This window comes from Microbacterium sp. UNCCL10, from assembly GCF_000746195.1.
In the GTDB taxonomy this organism is placed as follows: Bacteria; Actinomycetota; Actinomycetes; order Actinomycetales; family Microbacteriaceae; genus Microbacterium; species Microbacterium saccharophilum.
The window spans coordinates 140,660-162,025 of sequence record NZ_JQKT01000009.1 but is presented as its reverse complement, the minus strand read 5'-3'; the positions used below and the strand labels follow the sequence as shown (position 1 = coordinate 162,025).

Genomic DNA, 21,366 nt, shown 5'->3' with positions numbered 1-21,366 from the left:
CAGCACGTCGATCAGGTCCTGCGGGGGGTTCCGAGATCCCAGCGCTGCGAGGGGCACGCGCACGATCCGTCCAACGGGTTCTTCGCCAGCCTCTTCGCCCGCTGACAGCAAGGACCGCGCCGGGTCACGCCAGCGTCAGGAAGAGCTTCTCGAGTTCGTCAGGGGTCATCGACTGATCCTCCGGGTCGGCGAGGCAGGTGCGCATGGCCGACGCGACGATCGCGAAGCCGGCGCGGTCGAGCGCCTTGGAGACCGCCGAGAGTTGCGTGACGACGTCGCGGCACTCACCCCCGGACTCGACGGCTCGGATGACTGCGCTGAGCTGACCTTCTGCGCGGCGCAGCCGGTTCACGATCTTGCGCTGCTGTGCCACGCGCTCGGCCTCAGGGTCGACGGCGGGCGCAAGCGCTTCGTTGTTGCTCATATGGGGGCCCTCCCGGTGTCGTGCGGCAACACCAGGATACCCGCCCGGGTATCATCATGCACGCCCTCACCCCTACGGTGAAGGCATGATGCGGTTTCTGGACGGCGTCCCCCACTTCCTGTTCTTCACGGGCAAGGGAGGTGTCGGCAAGACGTCGGTGGCGTGCGCGACGGCGGTGCGCCTGGCCGCCGAGGGCAACCGGGTGCTGCTGGTCAGCACCGATCCGGCATCCAACGTCGGTCAGGTGTTCGGGTTGACGGTGGGGAACACCGTCACCCCGATCCCGCAGATGCCCGGCCTGTCGGCGCTGGAGATCGACCCGGTACAAGCCGCCGACGCCTACCGGGAACGGGTGCTCGCGCCCGTTCGAGGACAGCTCGCCGACAGCGAGGTCGCGGCGCTCGTGGAGAGCATGTCGGGCTCGTGCACCACCGAGATCGCCGCGTTCGACGAATTCACCGCGCTGCTCACCGATGACGCCGCCTACGGCGAATACGACCACGTCGTGTTCGACACCGCTCCGACCGGCCACACCATCCGGCTGCTCCAGCTACCCGGTTCCTGGACAGACTTCCTCGCCACCGGCGGCGATGCGTCGTGCCTGGGTCCGATGGCAGGTCTCGACCGGCAGCGGGCCACCTATGCCGCGGCGGTCGCGGCGCTCACCGACCCCGCTCGCACCCGTCTCGTGCTGGTGACGCGTCCGCAGGCATCGGCACTGCGGGAGATCGAACGCACCTTCACCGAGCTGACGGCCATCGGCATGACCGACGCCCACGTCGTGGTCAACGGCGTGCTTCCGGACGCCGCGGGGGAGGAGCCGCTCGCCGTGGCGCTGCGGGCGCGGGAGGCGGCCGCTCTCGCCGCGATGCCCGCGTCGATCGCGGCCCTGCCCCGAGACGAGATCGCGCTGAGAGCCCACAGCATCATGGGCGTCGCCGCGCTGCAGACCTTCTTCGACTCCGGAGAGGATGCTCCGCCCGAAGACCTGCCGTCCGTGGACCCGGATCTGCGCGAGGCGCCGCTGTCCGACCTCGTGGACGCGGTCGAGGCCGACGGTCACGGTCTGGTCCTCTGCATGGGCAAAGGCGGCGTCGGCAAGACGACCATCGCGGCGGCGATCGCGGTCGCGCTCGCCGATCGAGGGCATGACGTGCTGCTGACCACGACGGACCCCGCCGCTCATCTCGCCGAGACGCTGCAGCAGGCGGTCGACGGGCTCACCGTGGAACGCATCGACCCGGTCGTGGCCATCCGGGAATACCGCGCTCGCGTGCTGGCCACGCGGGGAAGGGGGCTCGACGACGCCGGTCGCGCAGCTTTGGCGGAAGACCTGATGTCGCCGTGCACGGATGAGGTCGCGGTCTTCCAGCAGTTCTCCCATGCCGTGCACGAATCGCGTCGGCGCTTCGTGATCATCGACACAGCACCCACCGGGCACACACTGCTCCTCCTCGACGCGGCCGGCTCGTATCACCGCGAGATCACCCGTCAGATGGGCGAATCGCCGCAGCGGTTCACCACGCCGCTGATGCGTCTGCAGGATCCGGGGCAGACGAAGATCATTGTCGTCACCCTGCCCGAATCGACGCCGGTGCTCGAAGCGGCCGCGCTGCAGGACGACCTCGGACGGGCCGGCATCCGCCCCTGGGCGTGGGTCGTCAACGACTCCGTCGCCGCGGCGCACCCGCGCCTGCCCTTCCTGCGCGCCCGGGGCCGCGCCGAGCGGGAGCAGATCGCGAAGGTCCGGACCCTGGCGCCCCAGGTCGCCATCGTGCCCCTGCTCGCCGACGAGCCGGTCGGCCATGCCCGGCTCGCGGCGCTGACCGCACACCCGTCGCAGCTGCGCTGACGCGGGCTGCCGGCCGACGTCACGGCCGTCGCCGGCCGCGCGGCCTGGACGTCCAGGCGAGGTAGGCGCCCAGGGCGCCGATGGCGCCCAGCCCCGTCCCCAGCATGGTGCCTTCCCACGACCGCCACTTCCGCTCGTTGGAGACGAGCCCGCCGATCCCGGTGATCAGGGCGGCGCTGATCATGCCCGCCACGAGCCGGTTGCCCACCCGCTCGATGCGGCCGACCAGCGGGTCCACGTCGGCGGTGCGGATGTGGACCTCGAGACCCGTGGTGTCGACGCGGTCGAGGACGCGCCGCAGCACGCCCGGCACTTCGAGCGCGAGCTCGTTCATGTCGGCCGACGCACGCGCCGCCCGCCGGATGAACACCGAGAAGTTCGTCCGCTCGCGGGCGAGTCTCCGGACGTACGGCTCGAGCGCATCGCCGAGCCGGAAGTCCGCGTCCAGGCGCAGGGCGAGCCCCTCGATCTGCAGGAGGACCTTGAACAGGAGCGCCATCTGGTTCGGCAGCCTCAGCCGGTTGTTCCGGAGGATCGTGAAGAGATCGGTCATCATGCGCGCGAACGGTGTCTCGCGCAGGGAACGGAGCCGATATCGCGACAGGAAGCCGTGCAGGTCATCCTGCAGCCTCTCCCGGTCGACGGATGAGGCGCGGCCCGAGACGGCGATGAGAGCGGCGGTCATGGCATCCGCATTGCCGCGGACCAGCGCGATGAACAGATCGCTGAGATGCCCCCGCAACCTCTCCTCGACGACCCCCACCATCCCGAAGTCGATGAGCACGATGGTGCCGTCGTCGTGCACGAAGAGGTTCCCGGGATGCAGGTCGGCGTGGAAGAAGCGGTCCTCGAACACCATCTTCAGCACGATGTCGGCGCCGCGGCGAGCCAGGCGCTTCCGGTCGACGCCGACGGCGTCCAGACGGTCCGCGTCGGTCACCTTCGTGCCGTGCATCCTCTCGAGGGTGAGCACGCGGGAGGTCGTGTGCTCCCAGAAGACGCGCGGGATGAGGACGTCCGGCTCGTCGGCGAAGTCCTGGGCGAAACGCTCCGCGTTGCGGCCCTCCTGCAGGTAGTCCAGTTCGGCCCGGATGGTGGCGGCGAACTCGTCGGCGAGTCCGACGGCGTCGTACTCCTTCGCGAGGTCCCACGTGCGCGCTGCCCGCTCGGCGAGGTTCTGCAGGATCTCCACGTCCTGCTGCACCTGGGCCACCGCCCCCGGGCGGCGCACCTTGACGACGACCGGAGTCCCGTCCTTGAGTGTTGCGGCGTGCGCCTGGCCGATGGATGCGGAAGCCAGCGGCTCGTCGTCGAACTCGGCGAAGAGCTCCTCCGGTTCGCCGCCGAGCTCACGGCGGATCACGTCCCGGATGAGTGCGGCCGGGACCGGAGGCGCGCCGTCCTGCAGCTTGGTCAGCTCGCTCACGTAGACCGGGGGGAGCATGTCGGGGCGGGTCGACAGCACCTGCCCGAGCTTGACGAAGGTCGGGCCGAGCTCCTCCAGCGCGAGCCGCAGGTGCGCGGCCGCTTCACGCGGTTCTTCGGGGGACGCGCCGTCCGCCGGCCGCCGCGAGCGGCGGCCGTTGATCCCCAGCAGGGACGTGAGGAATCCGAGGCTGTGCCGCCCGAGGACGATCGCGATCTCGCGGTAGCGCGCGGTGTGGTTCGTCTCGCCGGCGCCCATCGTGATCCCTCGTCGTGGTGAAGCTGTCTCCGGGTTCGATTTCACGGTACACCGGGCTGCCCCGGTGTGCGGGAGGTCGCGCCGGCGGGAGGCCGGGACCTTCGACCCTCGCGTGGTCGTCATCGTCGCACAGCGGGGATCCTGTCGCCGGGAGGTTTCATCGGCGGCGACGGGACGCTGGATCTGGAGGCTCTGCGGCACGCGGTGCGGCGGCGCATCGACGGCCTTCCCGCGCTGCGACGGGTGGCAGCCCCCCGGGGCCGGCGGCACGTCTGGGTCGAGGCCGCACCGGACCTCCGCGAGCACATCCGGACGGCGCCGCCACTGCGGGACCGCCGCGACCTCGAGCGCTGGTGCGGGTCGCTCATGGGCACTCCGCTGCCGCTCACCCGGCCGCTGTGGGAATTGCTCGTCGCGCCCCTCGAGGAGGGGTGGACGGCGGCCTTCGTCCTGCGGATCCATCACGCGACCGCAGACGGCGTCGCGGCGGTCGAGATCGTGCGCACGCTGCTCGGTGCCGACGACGCGTCCCCTTCGTCCGCACCGTCACGGCCGGGGCGGCTCGCACCGGGCACTCCGGGGTCGCGCGCCCCGGCCCTGCTCCGGATCCTTCGCGGAGCGCGCCGCGCGGTCACGATGATCGTCGCCGGCCGCGTCGGACCGACGGTGCTCCTCGGACCCCGCAGCGCGCTGCACGGTGCCGCGCTGATCGACGCCGACATGGACGCTCTCCGCCTCTCCGCCCGTGCCGGCGGCGCGACCGTGAACGACGCGCTCCTGGCGGCGGTGACGTGCGGCCTCCGTGCCGCGCTCACCTCGGCCGGGGAGCGGGTGCCGGCCGAGCTGCCGGTGTCGGTCCCGGTCGCGCTGGAACGGCGCGGAACGGCGGGCAATCAGGTCGGTGTCATGATCGTGCAACTGCCGCTGTCCGCGGCGACACCGGGGGAGAGGCTCACGAGGATCGCGGGTCAGACGCGACAGGCGCCCGCCCGGGCGCGCGCACAGGGCACGCTCGAGCTCATGCGGGGGCCGATCGCGGCCGCCGTCATGGACCGGATCGCCCGCAGCCAGCACCTCGTCGCGGGGTTCGTCACCAACGTGAGAGGCCCGTCCGAGACGCTTCTCCTGGCCGGCGCCCGCGTGGAGTCGTTCTGGCCCGTCGCGGTGATCGCCGGGAACGTGCGGGTCGGGGTCGCGGCGGTCTCCTACGCGGGCAGGCTCTTCTGCAGCGTCCACTGCGATGCGCGGTGGCTGTCCGCGCACGTCATCGCCGCTGCCATGCACCGTGAGCTCCGGAGCATGACCGGCCGCGCAGGAGCATGATCACCCGTCGAGGTCGTCGTCGTACTCCGAACGGTGCGGGCGGACGGCGACGGGTGCGGGCGTGACTGCGATGCGCACGGTGTCGCCGAAGTCGACATGCTCGGAGGCCGCGTGCTGCACGCGCACGAGGTATCCGTCGTCGGTGCGGAGGACCGTGCGGCGGAAGCTGCCCAGGAAGGTGCTCTCGTGCACGACCGCGCCGATGCCCGGCTGATCATCGCCGACCAAGCGGAGATTCTCCGGCCGGAGGAAGACGTCCACGGGCCCGTCGCTCGCCGGCACCTGGACCGGCAGGGCGTGGCCCCACAGCCGTGCCATTCCGCCGACGACCTCGGCCGGCACGAGGCTCGACAGGCCGATGAAGGCCGCGACCTGGGGTGTGGCGGGACGCAGATACAGGTCCTCCGGTGTTCCGATCTGCTCGATCCGTCCGGCATCCATCACGGCGATCCGGTCGGACACGGCCAGCGCCTCCTCCTGGTCGTGCGTGACGAACACGGTGGTGATCCCGAGGCGGAGCTGGATGCGGCGGATCTCGTCGCGCAGCTGCGCGCGCACCTTCGCATCCAGGGCGGAGAGGGGTTCGTCCAGCAGCAGGATGCGGGGCTCGGTGACGAGCGCCCGCGCGAGCGCGACGCGCTGCTGCTGCCCGCCGGAGAGCTGGTGGGCGTACCGGTCCGCCACATGGCCCAGCCCGACGAGGTCCAGCGCGTCACCGGCGCGCCGGCGCGCCTCGGCGTGGCCGACTCCTCGACGGCGCAGACCGAACGCGGTGTTCTCCAGGGCGCGCAGGTGCGGGAACAGGGAGTACGACTGGAACACCATGCCGATGTCCCGCTTGTTCGTCGGCACCCGAGAGACATCGCGCCCGCCGAGGTGCACGGTCCCCTCCGTCGCCTGCTCCAGCCCGGCCAGGACGCGCAGCGCGGTCGTCTTGCCGCATCCCGAGGGCCCCAGCAGCGAGACGAACTCGCCGGGCGCGACATCCAGGTCGACGCCGTGCAGGACCCGATGCGCGCCGTAGTCCTTCACGACGCCGCGGAACTCGGCGCGGGAGCCTTCGCCGGCGGCGGCGAGGAGCAGGTTCTCGGAGGTGCGCGGCAGGGCGCGGGGTGAGGTCATGACCGATTCTTTCCGGGCTGGGAGCGGCCTGCGCGCCCGATGACGAGCAGCAGGGCGAAGGCGAAGGCGAGGGCCATCAGGGTGAACATCGCGGAGGCGTAGGCGTCGATCTTGTTGACGACGACGAGGCCGGTCTGCAGCACCTGGCGGTTGAGCAGGGAGGCGATGGTGAACTCGCCGAGGACGACGGCGACCGAGATGAGCGACGCCGCGAGCAGTCCCGGACGGAGGTTGGGTGCGAGGACCCGGGTGACCACCGTGAACCAGCCGGCGCCGAGAGAGCGGGCTGCTTCGGAGAGGGTGCGCAGGTCGACGGCGTCGATGGATGCCTGGATGGAGCGGTACGCGAACGGCAGCACCGTGATCCCGTATGCGAACGCGAGCGTCCAGGCGCCGGTGCCCAGGGTGCGTCCGATCTGCTGGTAGATCGGCGCGAGGCCGACGACGAGCACGATCGCGGGGATCGTGATCGGCAGCAGCACCAGGAACTCGAAGGACCGGCGCAGAGCGGGGAACCGCAGCGACACGAGGATCATCGTCGGCGCGAGGATCAGCAGCACGATCAGCACCGTGACGAGGGCGAGGAGCAGCGAGTTGCCCAGTCCCGTCCAGATCGGTTTGAGCACCGCCGCCTTCGCCGGGTCGAACAGGCCGGCCCAGCGCGCGAACGTGTACCCGTCGCCGTCCTGCAGGGTGAACAGGAGCGTCGAGACCAGCGGCAGGGCGAACAGGAGCCCGACGACGCCGCCGATGATCCAGCGGGTGAGGGGGCGGGGTGCGAGGCCGTTCATGCCTGCCACCGCGTCGTGCGTCGCTGGATGAGGGCGTACGCGCCCATCACGAGCCCGACGACGACGATCATCCCGAAGGCCAGGGCGCCGGCGAGGTTCTCCCGCCCGAGCAGCGTCTCGCTCGTGAGGGCGGTGCGGATCTGCAGCGGAACGATCTGCGAGCCCTGGCTCGCGAGAGCGGCCGCGGTCGCGTACGACGAGAACGCGTTCGCGAACAGCAGCAGGAGGCTGGCCAGGAACGAGGGGGCGAGCACGGGGACCCCCACGTGCCGCCAGAAGCCCGCCGGAGTGCCGCCCAGGGTGAGGTTCGCCTCCGTCCACTGAGGCTTCAGCGCGGACAGCGCGGGCATGAACGTGATGACCATGAGAGGCACCTGGAAGTAGATGTACGGGAGGATCAGGCCGGGCATCTCATAGATCCACGGACCCTCCGCGAAGATGTCGATGCCCAGCCGGTCCTTCAGGAAGGTCGTCACGAGTCCTTGCAGGCCGATGGTCGCGATGAAGGCGAAGGCGAGCATGACGCCGCCGAACTGCGCGAGCACGCCGGATGCGGCATCCACCATCGTCCGGATGACACCGGTCTCTGGCAGTCCGAGCAGGGCGTAGCAGACGAGTGCCCCGACGACGGCTCCGACGGCGGCGGTCAGCAGCGACACCCACGCGGAGTTCCAGAATGTCGCGAGGATGACGGGGTCGCTCAGCGCCGCGACGTTGTCGAGGGTGAATGCGCCGTCCGCGTCGAACAGGCCCGACCCGATCGCGAGGACGGTCGGGAGCGCGAGGAACAGGACGAGGTACACGGCGAACGGGAGCAGGCCCAGCCAGTCCCATCCGACGCGCACGGCACCGCGCCGTGCCGGAGCGGGAAGCTCCGGCACGGCGGGGCGCGTCAGACGGTCCGGAGCGGGACCGGCGACGAGTCCGGTCACTGGGCGGCCGCGGCCCACTTCTCGCCGAGCAGCTGACCGGCGGCCGTGCTCTGCGCCTCGGTCGGGACGACCGTCTCGGCCGGCACCTCGGGCAGGGCCGCGGCGAGCTTCTCGTCGATCGTGCCGGCGGCGATCATGGCCTCCATGCGCGCAGGACGGGCGCCGCCCTTCAGCCAGAGGTTCTGCACCTCGTCGCTGTAGAGGAACTCCTGCCACAGGCGCGCCGCGGCGGGGTGTGGGGCATCCTTGTTGATCGCCTGGTTGTAATAGCCGCGCGAGGTCGTCACCGCCGACCAGTGGCCGCCCAAGGACATCGACTACCGGCCCCTGTACCTGCGCCCGCGCGGCAAGCTCCTGCCCGAGCCGGAGCGGATGGCCGGCGAGTACGCCGCACCGGACGGCTTCTATCAGGCACCGCTCACGGTCACCGACAAGGTCGAGGTGCTCACCTGGCGCACCGAGCCCTTCGAGGAGCCGACCGAGATGATCGGCACGGGCGCCGCCCACCTGTTCGTCAAGATCGACCAGGACGACACCAACCTCATCCTGCGCTTCTGGGACGAGGCCCCCGGCGGCAAGCGGCAGCTCATCACGACGGCGTATCTGAAGGCCTCGCACCGCGAGCTCGACGACCGCACGACCGAGGGGAACCCGTACCACCCGCACACGCGGGCGGTGCCGGTGGAGCCGGGGAGCATCGAGGAGTACGTCCTGCGGATCTACCCGTTCGCGGCAACGTTCCTGCCGGGGCACAGCCTCGTCGCGGAGCTCTCCAACGCCGAGCCGCTCGTCGACGAGCACAACTCGCTGCTGCCGCCGGACGCGTTCCACCTGCCGGTGGGCCGCCCCGTCATGCACACGGTGTACCGCGACGCCGAGCACCCGTCCCGGTTCGTCCTGCCGTTCACGGCGCGCGCAGCGCGGTAGCCCGGCGCGCGAGGGGCGGCGGGACTTCCCAGCATCCGATCGATTGGTGTGGTCCCGGCGGGGTGTCACACCTCTTGCGGGTGTGCCCGGCGATACCCGCCGGTGCTGTGACATGCCACGCGCGGGTGTCACAGTGGATGCCGGTCGCCCCGGCGAGGACCGCTGGTTCTGTGACACGCCCCGCCACCACGGCGGGGGTCGGTGACGGCCGCGAGTCAGCGGGGGAGGAAGTACTCCCGGGCGAGCGGAGCGATCTCGAAGCGCTCCGCCTCGCCCGGGCCCACCCAGGCGAGCTCGGCGATCTCCGCTCCGACCGCGGGCTGCTGGTCGCCGATGTCGGCGGCGAAGACGTCGGCGACGACGACGAACCCGGGTTCGTTCGCGGCGGCCGCGGTGAAGGACCCCAACCCGCGCAGCGCGTCCGCCGCGACGTGGATGCCGAGTTCCTCGGCCAGCTCGCGGCTCAGCGTCTCCGCGGCGGTCTCGCCGGGCTCCGGCTTGCCGCCGGGCTGCATGAACGCCGTCGTGCCGGCCTTCCGGACGAGCAGGAGACGGTCGTCCTCGTCGAGGATCACCGCGGCGGAGACGTGGATGCGGCGCGCGCCGGCGCTCGTTGAGCTCACGCAGGCACGGTAACAGGTTCCGCCCATCCCGCCCGACGTAGAATCGTGTGTGCCTCCCGAGACCTCTGCCCTCACCGACCCGCCGAGCGGCATCGACCCGGACGAGCTCGCCGTCACGCTCAAGGTGCTCCGGGAGATCGCCGACGTCGACCAGTCGCATCCCGACTTCGTCACCGTCCGTCGGGCCACCGCGCACATGTTCAAGGCCGCGAAGCGCGTGCGTCGCCGGGAGATCCGCGACGCGATCGCGCAGGCCGACCGCGAGGTCGTCGCGGCGACCGCGACCGGCGCCCCGGACCGCATCGACGACGAGACCCGCGGCATCCCGATCAGCACCGCGACCACGGCGCCCACGGCGGGGACCCTCATCAAGGCGCGCGGCTGCTACATCTGCAAGCAGCCGTACACGGTCGTCGACGCGTTCTACCACCAGCTCTGCCCGTCCTGCGCGGCGATGAGCCACGCCAAGCGGGAGGCGCGCACCGACCTGACCGGCCGCCGCGCGCTGCTGACCGGCGGGCGCGCGAAGATCGGCATGTACATCGCGCTGCGTCTGCTCCGCGACGGCGCCCACACGACCATCACGACGCGCTTCCCGCGCGACGCGGTGCGCCGCTTCAGCAGCCTCCCGGACGCGCCGGAGTGGATCGACCGGCTCAAGATCGTCGGCATCGACCTGCGCGATCCCGCCCAGGTGATCGGCCTGGCCGACGACGTCGCGGCGGCCGGGCCCCTCGACATCCTCATCAACAACGCGACGCAGACGGTGCGCCGCTCGCCCGGCGCCTACCAGCCGCTGGTCGACGCGGAGCTCGCCCCGCTGCCGCCGGGTCCGCTGCCCGAGCTCGTGACCTTCGGGCACACCAACGACCAGCATCCGCAGGCGCTCGAACGCTCGGTCACCGCCCACCCGATCCTCGCGGCGGCGGCCAGCCGCGCCGACGAGCTCACCGAGCAGGCGATGGCCGCCGGCTCCAGCTCGCTGGAGCGACTCGCCGCGGGCACGGCGATCGATGCGGGGGGTCTCATCCCCGACCTGCACGACGTCAACTCCTGGACGCAGCGCGTCGGCGACGTCGATCCGCTCGAGATGCTCGAGGTGCAGCTGGCCAACACGACGGCGCCGTTCCTGCTCGTCTCGAAGCTGCGGCCCTCCCTCGCCGCGAGCCCGGCCCGCCGCACGTACGTCGTCAACGTCAGCGCGATGGAGGGCGTGTTCGGCCGCGGGTACAAGGGACCCGGCCACCCGCACACGAACATGGCCAAGGCCGCCGTCAACATGCTGACGCGCACGAGCGCACGCGAGATGTTCGAGACCGACGGCATCCTCATGACGAGCGTCGACACCGGCTGGATCACCGACGAGCGCCCGCACCCCACCAAGGTGCGCCTCGCGGAGGAGGGCTTCCACGCCCCGCTCGACCTCGTCGACGGCGCCGCCCGCGTGTACGACCCGATCGTCCGCGGAGAGGCCGGCGAAGACCTGTTCGGCGTGTTCCTCAAGGACTACGCGCCCGGCGCATGGTGAACCTCCCCGCGCCGGGACGCCGCGTCGTCGTGCGCTACCTGCTGCCGACCGGGCAGGCGACCGACGCGCTGGGCGAACTCCTCAGCGCGGATGCCGAGACGGTCGTCGTCGACGGCAAGCGCGGGGTCGAGCGGATCCGCGTGACCGACATCGTCGCGGCCAAGGAGGTCCCGCCCGCCCCGGCGCCCCGCATCCGCCGCCCGTTCGCCGACTGACGCGCTGCGGCGCGCCGGGCTTCGTCGCAAAGGTGTCAGCTCCGGTCGCCTCGACGCGCGCGAAGCGGCGCGAAGCGCCCCCATTCCCCTGCGCCCTGCCGGGCTTCGGCGGAAAGGTGTCACCCCTGGTCGCCTCGACGCGCGCGAGGCGGCGCGACGCGCCCCCATCCCGGCGGCGACCCCGGCGTGGATTACGCTTCGCGGATGAGCACACCTCAGGACGCCGCCCGCGCGGCGCAGGATTCGTCGGTGTTCCGTCGCCTCGCCCGGGTGGGATACGTCGTGCTCGGCATCCTGCACATCGTGATCGGCGGCATCGCGATCTCGATCGCGACCGGCGGCGGGGGCGAGGCCGACCAGGGCGGCGCGATGGGGCAGATCCGCAGCACGCCCGCCGGCGTCGTGATCCTCTGGATCATCGCCGTCGGCCTGCTGGCCCTCGCCGCATGGCAGATCGCCGAGGCCCTGCTCGAGCGTGACCCGGACGCGAAGAAGGCCTGGGCGCACCGCGCCAAGTTCCTCGGCACGGCGGCCGCCTACGTCGCCATCGCGGTGACGGCGGTCGGCGTCGCGGTGGGGTCCCGGTCGGGGTCCGCGGACTCGGCGGAGACCTTCAGCGGCCGGCTGATCTCGACGCCGGGCGGCGTGTTCCTGCTGGTCATCGTCGGTCTCGGGGTGGCCGCCATCGGCGCGGCGTTCATCATCCGCGGCATCACGCGGGCGTTCGAGAAGCACCTCGACCTCCCCTCCGGCACGGCGCGGCGCGGGATCGTCGCCCTCGGCATCGCCGGCTACGTCGCGAAGGGGCTGGCGATCGGCGCGACGGGCATCCTGCTGATCGTCGCCGCCGTGGCGCAGGATCCGGAGACGGCGGGGGGATTGGATGCCGGGCTGCGCGCGCTCGCCGCCCTGCCGTTCGGCGCTGTCGTGCTGTGGATCGTCGGGGCGGGGCTCATGCTGTACGGGCTCTTCTGCATCGCGCGGGCGCGCTACAGCCGCATGTGACGGGCACCATACGCACGAATCCGGCTCGAAATCAAGGGCCTACCGGTGCCCGCGCAGATGGAGGAAAGTCGTCCGCGCCAACACCATCAAGAAAGGTGCAGACACATGCTCGGACTCATCATCAGCATCATCATCATCGGACTGATCGCCGGCGCCCTTGCGCGGCTTCTCGTCCCCGGCAAGCAGAACATGGGCATCGGCATGACCATGCTGCTCGGAATCATCGGCTCCTTCGTCGGCGGCTTCCTCGGCAAGCTGCTGTTCGGCGCCGACGCGGGTGACGGCTTCCTGCAGCCGGCCGGCATCATCGGCTCCATCATCGGTGCGGTCATCGTGCTGCTGCTCTGGATCGCGTTCTCGAAGCGTCGTTCCGGCAACCGCGTCTGAGGCGCAGACGACAGAGCCCTCGCGGACCGTTCACCCGGTCCGCGAGGGCTCTTCCCCTGTCCGCCGAGCGGACGGTCAGGATGCCGAGGGCGCGCCGGAGCGTTCCGCCGCCGCCGCGCGCTGCTCCGCCTCGAGGCGCTCCGCCTCCTCACCGCCGATGGCCTCTCCCCGCGCGACGAGCCCCGCGACGTCCGACAGCGGGATCTGCTTGAGGAAGATCGCGAGCACGAGGGCGACGGCGATGAACGGGATGAGGTACCAGAAGACCGGCGCGAGGGCGTCCGCGTACGCCGTCACGACGCCTTCGCGCACCGCGTCCGGCAGCGCGCTCAGTCCGGCCGGATCGATGGTGGAGGCCGCCTGGTCCGCCTGGGCGGCCGACGCGCCGGCATCCGCGAACACCGACGTGAGGTTCTCCGTCAGGCGGGTCGTGAAGATCGTGCCGAAGACGGCGGTGCCGAGCGCAGAGCCGACCTCGCGGAAGTAGTTGTTCGTGCTGGTCGCCGTGCCGATCTCGCTCGCCGGCACCGCGTTCTGCACGACGAGCACCACGACCTGCATGATGAGGCCCAGCCCGGCGCCGAAGACGAACAGGTAGACGCAGATCAGCCAGATCGGGGTCGCCGCGGTCAGCGTCGTCATCGCGAGCATCGCGATCCCGGTGATGATCGTGCCGAGGATCGGGAACAGCCGGTAGCGGCCGGTCTTCGTGATGAGCAGACCCGATGTGATCGACGTGCCCAGGAGGCCGACCATCATCGGCAGCATGAGCAGGCCGGATGCCGCCGCAGAGGTCCCCGAGGACATCTGCAGGAACGTGGGGATGAACCCGATCGCGGCGAACATGCCGATGCCGAGCGCGAGTCCGATCGCGGTCGCGTTGACGAACACCGGGTTGCGGAACATCGACAGCGGCATGATGGGGTCGGCGGCGCGCGACTCGGTGAAGACGAACGCGGCCGCCGCCGCGAGGAGGCCCAGGCCCCACGCCCACGTGGCCATCGAGTCCCAGCCGAAGTCGGCCGAGCCGCCGAAGTCGGTGAAGAAGATGAGGCAGGTCGTGGCGGCCGAGAGGAACAGGACGCCGAGCCAGTCGATCGGCTTGTCCGCCCGCTTGTTCGGCAGGCGCAGCGCGAACGCCGCGATGAGGAACGCCGCGACGCCGACGGGGATGTTGATGTAGAACGCCCACTGCCACGTCAGGTGGTCGACGAAGAAGCCGCCGAGGAGCGGTCCGCCGATCGCGGCGAGCCCGAAGATGCCGCCGAGCGGGCCGAGGTACTTGCCGCGCTCGGATGCCGGGACGATGTCGGCGATGATCGCCTGCGACAGGATCATGAGGCCGCCGCCGCCGAGACCCTGGAGGGCCCGGAAGACCACGAACATCCAGAAGTCGGTCGCGAACGCGCAGCCGACCGAGGCGAGGGTGAAGATCGCGATGGCGAGCATGAAGAGCCGCCGGCGCCCGAGGACGTCGCCGAACTTGCCGTAGATCGGCATGACGATCGTCGTCGCGAGGATGTAGGCGGTCGTGATCCAGACCTGGTGCGAGACCCCGCCGAGCTCGCCGACGATCGTCGGCATGGCGGTGGAGACGATCGTCTGGTCGAGGCTCGCGAGGAGCATGCCCGCAATGAGCGCCGAGAAGATGATCCAGATGCGCCGCTTCGTCAGCAGGAGGGGAGCCGCGCCGCTCGGGGCGGTGCGGACGGTGGTCGTCGTCATGGGCGGGGTCCTGTCGAGGGGGAGGGGAGGGTGAGGAGGTCCCGCGCGGCCCGGATGCGGCGCGCGAGGATGTCGGAGAACGGCTCGGAGTCCGCCGAGGTCAGGAACTCCTGCGTCGCGCCGCGCGCGATGGCGCCGATCAGCTGGGCCGCGACCTGCGCGCGCACGTCGCCCGCCGGGAGGTCCTCCCGCTGCGCGACGAGGCCCGCGTCCAGGGCTTCGCCCTCGAGTTCGAGCTGCACCATGCGTCCGACGAGGCGGGGTTCCCTCTCGGCCGCCGCGACGAGGTGCGCGACGCTGTCCGGGTCCATGTCGAGATCGCGCCAGCGCGCCTCGGCGAGGACGGCGAGATCGTCCAGAAGGGACGCCGAGAGGCCGGGGCCGTCGACGGGCGGGCGCGTCAGGAATCGCGCGACGGCGTCCTCGTCGTTGCGGACGAGCGGCATGCCGAGGACGGCATCCTCCTTGGAGGCGAAGTAGTTGAAGAAGGTGCGGCGGGACACGCCCGCGTCGGCGCACAGCTCTTCGATCGTGAAGCCGCTCAGTCCGCGATCGGCGGCGTACGCCCGTGCGGTCCGGACGAGCGCGCGCGTGGTGATCGTGCGTTTGCTCTCGCGGGACGGTGTTGCACTCTGGGCCATGACGTGCAGTATTGCACCATGCCCCCTAGGGTGCAAACTGGTTCAGGATGCCGTCGGCGGTGGTGCCTGATCCGACGCGGTTTCGATGTCGGGGTCTTCGCCCGGGGCTGTGCCGCCGACCCCACTGCGGGCGCGCCCCTCGGCCAGGTAGGCGAGGCGGCGGAGCGTCTCGGTGTTCCGCCCGTGCAGCAGGACATCCCGGATGGGCTTCGGGATGACGCGGGCGGGCCCCGAGACGGCATCCTCGCCGATCCGCACGATGCAGTGCGCGTCGCCGGACGGCCGCACCTCGATCGTGACGCGCGCCTCGCCGATCGGCCACCCCCGCGCCGTCATGACCATGCGACGCGGCGGCTCCCACTCCTCGCTCACCGTGACGTCGTCGATGAGCATCGGCCAGGGGCCCACCGAGTGATGCAGCTTCGCGCCCGCCTGCGGCCAGAGGGCGTCGACGGCCCGCATCCGCGCGGCGCCGACGACCCAGACCGGGTACACCCAGCCGTCGCGCAGCACGTCGAAGACGTCCTCGGCTCGGCAGTTCATCCTGCGCACGTTCTGTGACATCGGCCACTCCCTTCCGGTGCGGCCACGATAGGCCGGACGAGCACTCCCGCGCCCCGGCCTTGACGGACGCGCCACGCCGTGCTTGCCCGCGACACCCGCGGCATCCGGTATGCATGGGAGGGTGACCGCCCTCTCGCTCGCCGACATCCAGATCCGGGATCCCTTCGTGCTGACCGTCCCCGACGAGGGCGCGTACTACCTCTTCGGCAGCACGGATGCCGACATCTGGCACCCGCCGGCGACCGGGTTCGACTGCTACCGGAGCACCGACCTCGAGGCATGGGAGGGCCCGATCCCCGCCTTCCGCCCGCCCGCGGGGTTCTGGAGCGACCGGAACTACTGGGCCCCCGAGGTGCACCTCCACGACGGCCGGTTCTTCATGTTCGCGACCTTCACGGCCGAGGGGCGGCGCCGCGGCACGCAGATCCTCGTGGCGGACGCCCCGGCCGGGCCGTACGCACCTTGGAGCGACGGGCCCGTGACTCCCCGTGACTGGGAGTGCCTCGACGGAACTCTGCATGTCGACGACGGCGGCCGGCCATGGATCGTCTACTGCCACGAGTGGGTGCAGGTCACCGACGGCGAGGTGGTCGCACAGCGCCTGTCGGACGACCTGCGGGCGGCGATCGGCGAACCACGGCTCCTCTTCCGCGCCTCCGCGGCGCCGTGGGCGCGCAGGGTCGACCATCCCCGGGTGCCGCCGGAGGTCGACGCGTACGTGACCGACGGGCCGTTCCTGCACCGCACGCGCGACGGCGCCCTGCTCATGCTGTGGTCGAGCTTCGGCGACACCGGCTACGCGATGGGCATCGCCCGATCGGAGAGCGGGCGCATCGAGGGGCCGTGGCTGCAGGATGCCGACCCGATCTGGGCCGCGGACGGCGGGCACGGGATGATCGCCCGCACTCTCGACGGCGGGCTCCTGCTCACGCTGCACCAGCCCAACACGACGCCGCACGAGCGCGCCGTCTTCCGCCGGCTCCGGGAGGCCGGCGGCACCGTCGTGCTCGACGCCGTCACGGACTGAGGGCCGCCGCCACCCAGCGCGCGTACGCGCGCCACGGATCCTCCCCGGCCGCGATCGACGCCGCGTGGTCGAGCAGCGCGTCGTCGGCGCGGAACCATTCGCCGCCGAGCCGCAGCGCCGCGAACTCCCGGTGCCGCTCCTGCTCCACCGCCCGCCCGCCGGGCTCGAAGGCGAGCAGCGCGTCGTGCCACAGCGTGGCCAGGCGCTGCCGGGGCCGCCAGGAGGTCCCGATCTTCACGCGATCGGCGTAGCGGATGTAGTACACGACCTCCACGCGCGGCCGCGACAGATCAGGGTCCGGGACGTCGCCGGCTCGCCATCCGCAGACGGCGCACCGCCAGCCGTCGGCGGCGCGCACCCCGTCGCCCGCGCCGCAGAGCAGGCACGGGCCGGGCATCGCGCCGATCGTCACGCCCGAAGACTACGTCGCACCCCCGACGCCCGGGCCTAGGGTGAAGCATGCGATCACCGGCGGCGTACCTGCGCGGCGTGCGACACCCCGAGGGCTATCACGGCGACGGCGTCACGCAGCGGTTCTTCGAGGGCTGGTACATCAAGCTCGTGAGCGCCGACCGTGCGCACCGCTGGGCCGTGATCCCCGGCATCTTCCGGGGCACCGGCTCGGGCGGCGACTCCCGCGACGAGGCGTTCGTGCAGGTGCTGGACGGTGTCACCGGCCGCTCCTGGTACCACCGCTTCGACGTCGCCGACTTCGCGGCCTCCGACCGGCGGTTCGACGTCTCCGTCGGAGGGAACCGGTTCACGGCGGAGGGCGTCACGCTCGACCTGCCGCAGCTGTCCGGGCGGATCGAGGCGGCCACGGCGCTGGATCCCTGGCCGGTCACCGTGCGCGAGCCCGGCATCATGGGCTGGTACGGCCTCGTCCCGCTCATGGAGTGCTTCCACGGCCTCATCTCGTTCGGGCACGATCTGGCCGGGACGCTGCAGGCCGAGGGCGCACCAGTGTCGTTCCACGGCGGACGCGGCTACATCGAGAAGGACTGGGGGCGGGCGTTCCCCGCCGGCTACGTGTGGCTCGCGAGCAACCACATCGACGCGGATGCGGGCGCATCGCTGACCGCGTCGGTCGCGATCATCCCGTGGCTGCGAGGGCGCTTCCGCGGGTCGATCGTGGGTTTCCGGCACGGCGGATCGCTCTACCGCTGGACGACGTACAACCGCTCCCGGACCACGCGGCTCGAGATCGACGATCATCGCGTGCGCTGGACGGCCGAGGGGCCGGCCGGTCTGCTGGAACTGGATGCCGAGCGGGTGCGCGGAGGGCTGCTGCACGCACCCCTGCGGACGGCGATGCACCGGCGGGTCGAGGAGACCCTCGACGCGCGGGTCGCGGTGCGGCATACCGGCCCGGACGGGACAGTGCTGCTCGAGGGGACCGCGTCGTGCGCCGGGCTCGAAGTTTTCGGCGACCTCGCGGAGCTGCAGGCGCTGCGCTGACGGCGGTCGCCGCAGCGGCGGCGGACGCCTCGGGCGTGCGTGCGAGGCCGGACACTGCGCGTTCCAGGAGGTGGAGCCAGGTCAGGACCGCGCCGAACGCCATCGCCTCGTACAGGGCCAGGTTGATCACGCCGGAGATCATTCCGGCGATGCCCGCGACGAGGAGCACCGTCGCGACGGCGCCCACGCGGCGCACGTGCGGCGGGAGCTCCGGCAGGAACCTGCGGGTGACGAGCTGCAGGGCGCCGAAGGCGAGGATGACGCCGTTCGCGGCGCGCTCATGCAGGAACTCGTTCAGGGTGAGCGGGATGACGCCGATCAGCAGCAGGCAGATCCCGAGCGTCGCCACCAGGACGGGCGTGACGCGGACGGCGCGGGCGTCGCCGACGGCTCCACGGCCGGCGGCCCGGGTCAGACGCACGTGCGCGGAGACGCCGGTGGAGGCCGTCACCGCGCCGCAGGCGATGACGCCGGCGTTGAACGTGGCGCCCGACGCGTCGGCGAACATCCCGAGGCGGCTGAAGTGCAGGTGCCACCACAGCGGGTCGGATGTCGTCAGGGCGGCCACCCCGGTCATGAGGCAGAGGACGGTGGCGGCGAGGAGGATCCCCGGGGCGCGCAGTCGCCTGCGCGCGCGGGAGGAGGAGGTCAGGTCGCTGTCGGCTGGAACGGCGGTCTGTGTACGGGTTGGCATCGGGTCCCCATCATCTGAAATCCCCCATCCGCTGCCCCATGCAGCGGATGCGTCACCCCAGTGCGATTTCTTGTGTTGTCGCGTCGTCCCAGATCGCCGCGTCGTGCTGCACACATCTTATGAAAATTCGTGGCCGCCGATCTTGTCCCCCATATGGTGGACAAGCTAGAGTGGCGCCCGGGACCAAGAGTGAGCATCCGGGGGGAGCTCCTCAGGACGTCCCATTGGGGGGATCAGGGAAGACAGGCGACGTCCGGACGTCGCCTCCCTGTGTTGCGGCGAAGGGTTCCCCTCAGGAGCACGCGTGGAGAACTCGGCTCTTGAGGGGAACCCGGATCCAGAACGCTCGCCGTGGACCATGCTGGGGGGTAAGGCCGCATCCCGATGCTGGGGACATCGGGAGCGCGAGGCGCTCGCAGATCCATCTCGAACTTAGCGCGGGAACAGGCGCCATTACCAGCTTTTTCCGGTACTCGCGCGACCCCGACCGGGTCGGCGCCCGGTTCCGCGCCGCGTGGGACGCGGTGGCAGGATGGCGGGATGACCCAGATCCACGTCCTCACCGGGGCCGGCTCCGGCATCGGCCTCGCCGTCGCACGGCGCCTCCTCGACCGGGGTGACCGGCTCATCGTCGTCGCCCGCGACCGCCGGCGCGCGAGCGAGGTGGAGGCCCAGCTGCCCGGCAGCCGCGCCGTCGTGGCCGATCTCTCGCGGCCGGAGCAGATCGCGGCGGCCGTGGCCGACCTGCCGGGCCACGTCGATTCCGTCATCCATGCCGCCGGCATCGTCGACCTCGGCGAGGTCGCCGACGCCCCCCTGCGCTCGTGGACCGACCAGCTCACCGTGAACCTCGTCGCGCCGGCCGAACTCACCCGCGTCCTGCTGCCGAGCATCCGCGCGGCGCGTGGCCAGGTGCTGTTCATCAACTCCGGCGCCGGCCTGACGGCGCACCCCGGCTGGGGTGCCTACGCCGCCTCGAAGCACGGGCTGAAAGCGCTCGCCGATGCGCTGCGCGGTGAGGAGGCGCCGCACGGCGTGCGGGTCGCGACCGTCTACCCGGGCCGCACGGCGACGCCCATGCAGGCGCGGGTGCACGAGCAGGAGGGGCGCGACTACGACCCCGGCGCGTTCATCGACCCGGAGTCGGTGGCCGACGCGGTGATGACCGCGCTGACCCTCCCGCGCGACGCGGTGATCAGCGACCTGACGGTGCGGCCGGGTCCACGCTGACCCCGGTCGGGTCGCTCAGCAGCTCCGCGAAGGCGGCCTCGGCGGCGCCGATGAGCAGGCGGTGCTCGGCGAGCCCGGCCGCGCGGATGTCGAGGTCCTCGGCGCACGCCGGCATCGACTGCGCCCGCACGGCTTCGACGAGACCGGGCATGTCGAGGTCGGCGAGGATCGCGAGGAAGCCGCCCAGCACGACGATCGACGGATTGAGGACGTTGACGGCGTTCGCGAGGGCCGTCGCCAGGATGCGGCGCTCCCGCTCGATCTCCGCCGTCGCATCGGGGGCCGTGGCGGCCGCGAGAGCCGCTCCGAGCTCACGGTCGTCCGCGCGGCTCAGTCCCATGGCCGCGAGGAGCCGCGCGCGGCGCACTTCGTCCTCGAGCACCCCGCCCTGCGCGCGCCGGTCGGCCAGGGTCGCGATGCCGGGGCGGTTCTGCCCGAATTCCCCGGCGTAGCCGCCGACGCCGCCCACCGGCATCCCCTGGACGATCAGCCCGCCGCCGATGCCGCTCGCGCCGCCGTTGAGGTAGACGACATCGTCGTGCTCCTTCGCCGCTCCGAACAGATGCTCGGCGATCGCGCCAAGCGAGGCGTCGTTTCCGACCGTGACGGGGAGCCCGGTCGCCTCCGCGACGAGATCGCGGACCGGCGCGTCGGTCCAGTGCAGGTGCGGCGCGTTGCGGACGAGTCCGTCCGCCGCGCGCACCAGGCCGGGGACCGCGAGGCCCACCCCGACGATCCGTGCTCCGTCGAGGTCGGTGCGCCGCCAGTGCTCCACCTGCTCGGCGACGAGCCGGGCCGTGTCGGTGGGGGAGAGCAGTTCGTCGCGCGGGATCCGCTCGAAGGCGCGGATGCCCTGATCCAGGCCGACCGCGGCGATCTCGAGCGCGTCGACCTCCGGGTTGACGGCGATCGCGACGACCTGCGGGTCTACGGCGACGACCGGCGAGGGCCGCCCCACCCGGTTCGACGGATCCGGCGAGCGCTCGTGCACGCAGCCGACGCGGACGAGCTCGCCGACCAGGTCGGCGATGGTCGAGCGGTTGAGGCCGGTCTCCTCCGTCAGCGCCGCCCGCGACTGCGGCCCGCGCAGATGGACGATCCGGAGCAGATGCGCCAGATTGGCGCGACGAACGGACTCGATGGTTCGTCCGCTCTGGCTCACGTGCCCACTGTAGCGAACTCCGGGTATTTGTTGCTCTTGACCTCAAAACCTG

The 21,366-nt window shown here is 71.7% G+C and carries 23 protein-coding genes; 11 read left to right on the top strand and 12 right to left on the bottom strand.

Going from position 1 to position 21,366, the window contains the following annotated elements:
• Positions 1 to 124: 124 nt before the first annotated feature.
• Positions 125 to 424 carry a metal-sensitive transcriptional regulator gene (locus BR85_RS11170; RefSeq protein WP_028496609.1) on the bottom strand — a complete coding sequence of 100 codons (300 nt, stop codon included), beginning with the start codon at positions 422 to 424 and terminating at the stop codon, positions 125 to 127.
• A gap of 85 nt (positions 425 to 509) precedes the next feature.
• Here BR85_RS11170 and arsA point away from each other — a divergent pair, with 85 nt between their 5' ends.
• Positions 510 to 2,276, top strand: a complete 1,767-nt coding sequence (gene arsA, locus BR85_RS11165) for an arsenical pump-driving ATPase (RefSeq protein WP_269319969.1) — start codon at positions 510 to 512, stop codon at positions 2,274 to 2,276.
• A 19-nt stretch (positions 2,277 to 2,295) separates the two neighbouring features.
• Here arsA and BR85_RS11160 read toward each other — a convergent pair whose 3' ends face one another.
• Positions 2,296 to 3,960, bottom strand: a complete 1,665-nt coding sequence (locus BR85_RS11160) for an ABC1 kinase family protein (protein WP_028496607.1) — start codon at positions 3,958 to 3,960, stop codon at positions 2,296 to 2,298.
• A gap of 138 nt (positions 3,961 to 4,098) precedes the next feature.
• Between BR85_RS11160 and BR85_RS11155 the strand changes: the two genes are divergently transcribed.
• Positions 4,099 to 5,283 (top strand): WS/DGAT domain-containing protein, encoded by a 1,185-nt coding sequence (locus tag BR85_RS11155; protein ID WP_051526343.1) that lies wholly within the window; start codon positions 4,099 to 4,101, stop codon positions 5,281 to 5,283.
• Here the strand turns inward: BR85_RS11155 and BR85_RS11150 are convergent, their stop codons facing one another.
• Genes BR85_RS11150 through BR85_RS11135 form a run of 4 tightly spaced genes read right to left on the bottom strand, consistent with a single transcriptional unit; the run spans position 5,284 to position 8,415 of the window.
• Positions 5,284 to 6,405: an ABC transporter ATP-binding protein gene (locus BR85_RS11150; RefSeq protein ID WP_028496606.1), complete on the bottom strand. Its 1,122-nt coding sequence runs from the start codon at positions 6,403 to 6,405 to the stop codon at positions 5,284 to 5,286. It abuts the gene before it with no gap.
• On the bottom strand, positions 6,402 to 7,196 hold the full coding sequence (locus BR85_RS11145; protein WP_028496605.1) for an ABC transporter permease: 795 nt from the start codon (positions 7,194 to 7,196) through the stop codon (positions 6,402 to 6,404). Before BR85_RS11145 ends, BR85_RS11150 begins: the two co-directional genes overlap by 4 nt.
• Entirely contained in the window at positions 7,193 to 8,077 is an 885-nt protein-coding gene (locus tag BR85_RS11140) for an ABC transporter permease (protein ID WP_028496604.1), read from the bottom strand. The genes BR85_RS11145 and BR85_RS11140 overlap by 4 nt, the downstream gene beginning before the upstream one ends.
• 47 nt (positions 8,078 to 8,124) lie before the next feature.
• Positions 8,125 to 8,415 carry a hypothetical protein gene (locus BR85_RS11135; RefSeq protein WP_028496603.1) on the bottom strand — a complete coding sequence of 97 codons (291 nt, stop codon included), beginning with the start codon at positions 8,413 to 8,415 and terminating at the stop codon, positions 8,125 to 8,127.
• Positions 8,416 to 8,440: 25 nt separating this feature from the next.
• On the opposite strand from BR85_RS11135, the gene BR85_RS11130 reads away from it, so the two are divergent.
• Positions 8,441 to 9,055, top strand: a complete 615-nt coding sequence (locus tag BR85_RS11130; RefSeq protein WP_331280854.1) for a CocE/NonD family hydrolase C-terminal non-catalytic domain-containing protein — start codon at positions 8,441 to 8,443, stop codon at positions 9,053 to 9,055.
• A 215-nt stretch (positions 9,056 to 9,270) separates the two neighbouring features.
• On the opposite strand, the gene BR85_RS11125 is transcribed toward BR85_RS11130, so the two are convergent.
• Positions 9,271 to 9,705 (bottom strand): NUDIX hydrolase, encoded by a 435-nt coding sequence (locus BR85_RS11125; RefSeq protein ID WP_051526309.1) that lies wholly within the window; start codon positions 9,703 to 9,705, stop codon positions 9,271 to 9,273.
• 22 nt (positions 9,706 to 9,727) lie between these two features.
• Here BR85_RS11125 and BR85_RS11120 point away from each other — a divergent pair, with 22 nt between their 5' ends.
• From BR85_RS11120 to BR85_RS11105, 4 genes are all read left to right on the top strand, one after another.
• Positions 9,728 to 11,206 carry an SDR family NAD(P)-dependent oxidoreductase gene (locus tag BR85_RS11120; protein WP_028496600.1) on the top strand — a complete coding sequence of 493 codons (1,479 nt, stop codon included), beginning with the start codon at positions 9,728 to 9,730 and terminating at the stop codon, positions 11,204 to 11,206.
• Complete coding sequence (locus BR85_RS11115) at positions 11,200 to 11,421, top strand: putative acetyltransferase (RefSeq protein WP_036272827.1); 222 nt, start codon at positions 11,200 to 11,202, stop codon at positions 11,419 to 11,421. The genes BR85_RS11120 and BR85_RS11115 overlap by 7 nt, the downstream gene beginning before the upstream one ends.
• 204 nt (positions 11,422 to 11,625) lie before the next feature.
• Positions 11,626 to 12,426, top strand: a complete 801-nt coding sequence (locus BR85_RS11110) for a DUF1206 domain-containing protein (RefSeq protein ID WP_028496598.1) — start codon at positions 11,626 to 11,628, stop codon at positions 12,424 to 12,426.
• Between the two features lie 105 nt (positions 12,427 to 12,531).
• Positions 12,532 to 12,813 carry a GlsB/YeaQ/YmgE family stress response membrane protein gene (locus BR85_RS11105; protein WP_028496597.1) on the top strand — a complete coding sequence of 94 codons (282 nt, stop codon included), beginning with the start codon at positions 12,532 to 12,534 and terminating at the stop codon, positions 12,811 to 12,813.
• A 75-nt stretch (positions 12,814 to 12,888) separates the two neighbouring features.
• Here the strand turns inward: BR85_RS11105 and BR85_RS11100 are convergent, their stop codons facing one another.
• The 3 genes from BR85_RS11100 to BR85_RS11090 are packed head-to-tail and all read right to left on the bottom strand — an operon-like array spanning position 12,889 to position 15,743.
• The gene (locus BR85_RS11100; protein ID WP_051526308.1) at positions 12,889 to 14,538 is read right to left on the bottom strand and encodes an MDR family MFS transporter; all 1,650 of its coding nucleotides are present in this window, start codon (positions 14,536 to 14,538) and stop codon (positions 12,889 to 12,891) included.
• Positions 14,535 to 15,179 (bottom strand): TetR/AcrR family transcriptional regulator, encoded by a 645-nt coding sequence (locus BR85_RS11095; protein ID WP_051526307.1) that lies wholly within the window; start codon positions 15,177 to 15,179, stop codon positions 14,535 to 14,537. Before BR85_RS11095 ends, BR85_RS11100 begins: the two co-directional genes overlap by 4 nt.
• Before the next feature lie 42 nt (positions 15,180 to 15,221).
• On the bottom strand, positions 15,222 to 15,743 hold the full coding sequence (locus BR85_RS11090) for an SRPBCC family protein (protein ID WP_028496595.1): 522 nt from the start codon (positions 15,741 to 15,743) through the stop codon (positions 15,222 to 15,224).
• A gap of 121 nt (positions 15,744 to 15,864) precedes the next feature.
• Between BR85_RS11090 and BR85_RS11085 the strand changes: the two genes are divergently transcribed.
• On the top strand, positions 15,865 to 16,770 hold the full coding sequence (locus tag BR85_RS11085; RefSeq protein WP_231478687.1) for a glycoside hydrolase family 43 protein: 906 nt from the start codon (positions 15,865 to 15,867) through the stop codon (positions 16,768 to 16,770).
• Here the strand turns inward: BR85_RS11085 and BR85_RS11080 are convergent.
• Positions 16,760 to 17,182, bottom strand: a complete 423-nt coding sequence (locus BR85_RS11080; RefSeq protein ID WP_231478685.1) for a GIY-YIG nuclease family protein — start codon at positions 17,180 to 17,182, stop codon at positions 16,760 to 16,762. The two genes, BR85_RS11085 and BR85_RS11080, sit on opposite strands and share 11 nt — an antisense overlap.
• A 47-nt stretch (positions 17,183 to 17,229) precedes the next feature.
• Between BR85_RS11080 and BR85_RS11075 the strand changes: the two genes are divergently transcribed.
• The 3 genes from BR85_RS11075 to BR85_RS11065 all read left to right on the top strand — a co-directional run bounded on the left by BR85_RS11075 (position 17,230) and on the right by BR85_RS11065 (position 20,152).
• On the top strand, positions 17,230 to 18,228 hold the full coding sequence (locus BR85_RS11075; protein ID WP_028496593.1) for a tocopherol cyclase family protein: 999 nt from the start codon (positions 17,230 to 17,232) through the stop codon (positions 18,226 to 18,228).
• 70 nt (positions 18,229 to 18,298) lie between these two features.
• Complete coding sequence (locus tag BR85_RS11070) at positions 18,299 to 18,940, top strand: hypothetical protein (protein ID WP_155947973.1); 642 nt, start codon at positions 18,299 to 18,301, stop codon at positions 18,938 to 18,940.
• Positions 18,941 to 19,462: 522 nt separating this feature from the next.
• Complete coding sequence (locus BR85_RS11065; protein WP_028496591.1) at positions 19,463 to 20,152, top strand: SDR family oxidoreductase; 690 nt, start codon at positions 19,463 to 19,465, stop codon at positions 20,150 to 20,152.
• Here BR85_RS11065 and BR85_RS11060 read toward each other — a convergent pair.
• Positions 20,118 to 21,314 carry an ROK family protein gene (locus tag BR85_RS11060; protein WP_028496590.1) on the bottom strand — a complete coding sequence of 399 codons (1,197 nt, stop codon included), beginning with the start codon at positions 21,312 to 21,314 and terminating at the stop codon, positions 20,118 to 20,120. The genes BR85_RS11065 and BR85_RS11060 overlap by 35 nt on opposite strands.
• Positions 21,315 to 21,366 lie beyond the last annotated feature (52 nt).

Coding starts and splice junctions, on each gene's coding strand:
- BR85_RS11160 (WP_028496607.1), bottom strand. CDS start 3,960: ATGGGCGCCGGCGAGACGAACCACACCGCGCGCTACCGCGAGATCGCG.
- BR85_RS11095 (WP_051526307.1), bottom strand. CDS start 15,179: ATGGCCCAGAGTGCAACACCGTCCCGCGAGAGCAAACGCACGATCACC.
- BR85_RS11065 (WP_028496591.1), top strand. CDS start 19,463: ATGACCCAGATCCACGTCCTCACCGGGGCCGGCTCCGGCATCGGCCTC.
- BR85_RS11110 (WP_028496598.1), top strand. CDS start 11,626: ATGAGCACACCTCAGGACGCCGCCCGCGCGGCGCAGGATTCGTCGGTG.
- BR85_RS11105 (WP_028496597.1), top strand. CDS start 12,532: ATGCTCGGACTCATCATCAGCATCATCATCATCGGACTGATCGCCGGC.
- BR85_RS11100 (WP_051526308.1), bottom strand. CDS start 14,538: ATGACGACGACCACCGTCCGCACCGCCCCGAGCGGCGCGGCTCCCCTC.
- BR85_RS11115 (WP_036272827.1), top strand. CDS start 11,200: ATGGTGAACCTCCCCGCGCCGGGACGCCGCGTCGTCGTGCGCTACCTG.
- BR85_RS11145 (WP_028496605.1), bottom strand. CDS start 7,196: ATGAACGGCCTCGCACCCCGCCCCCTCACCCGCTGGATCATCGGCGGC.
- BR85_RS11170 (WP_028496609.1), bottom strand. CDS start 424: ATGAGCAACAACGAAGCGCTTGCGCCCGCCGTCGACCCTGAGGCCGAG.
- BR85_RS11090 (WP_028496595.1), bottom strand. CDS start 15,743: ATGTCACAGAACGTGCGCAGGATGAACTGCCGAGCCGAGGACGTCTTC.
- BR85_RS11125 (WP_051526309.1), bottom strand. CDS start 9,705: ATGGGCGGAACCTGTTACCGTGCCTGCGTGAGCTCAACGAGCGCCGGC.
- BR85_RS11150 (WP_028496606.1), bottom strand. CDS start 6,405: ATGACCTCACCCCGCGCCCTGCCGCGCACCTCCGAGAACCTGCTCCTC.
- BR85_RS11075 (WP_028496593.1), top strand. CDS start 17,230: ATGCGATCACCGGCGGCGTACCTGCGCGGCGTGCGACACCCCGAGGGC.
- arsA (WP_269319969.1), top strand. CDS start 510: ATGATGCGGTTTCTGGACGGCGTCCCCCACTTCCTGTTCTTCACGGGC.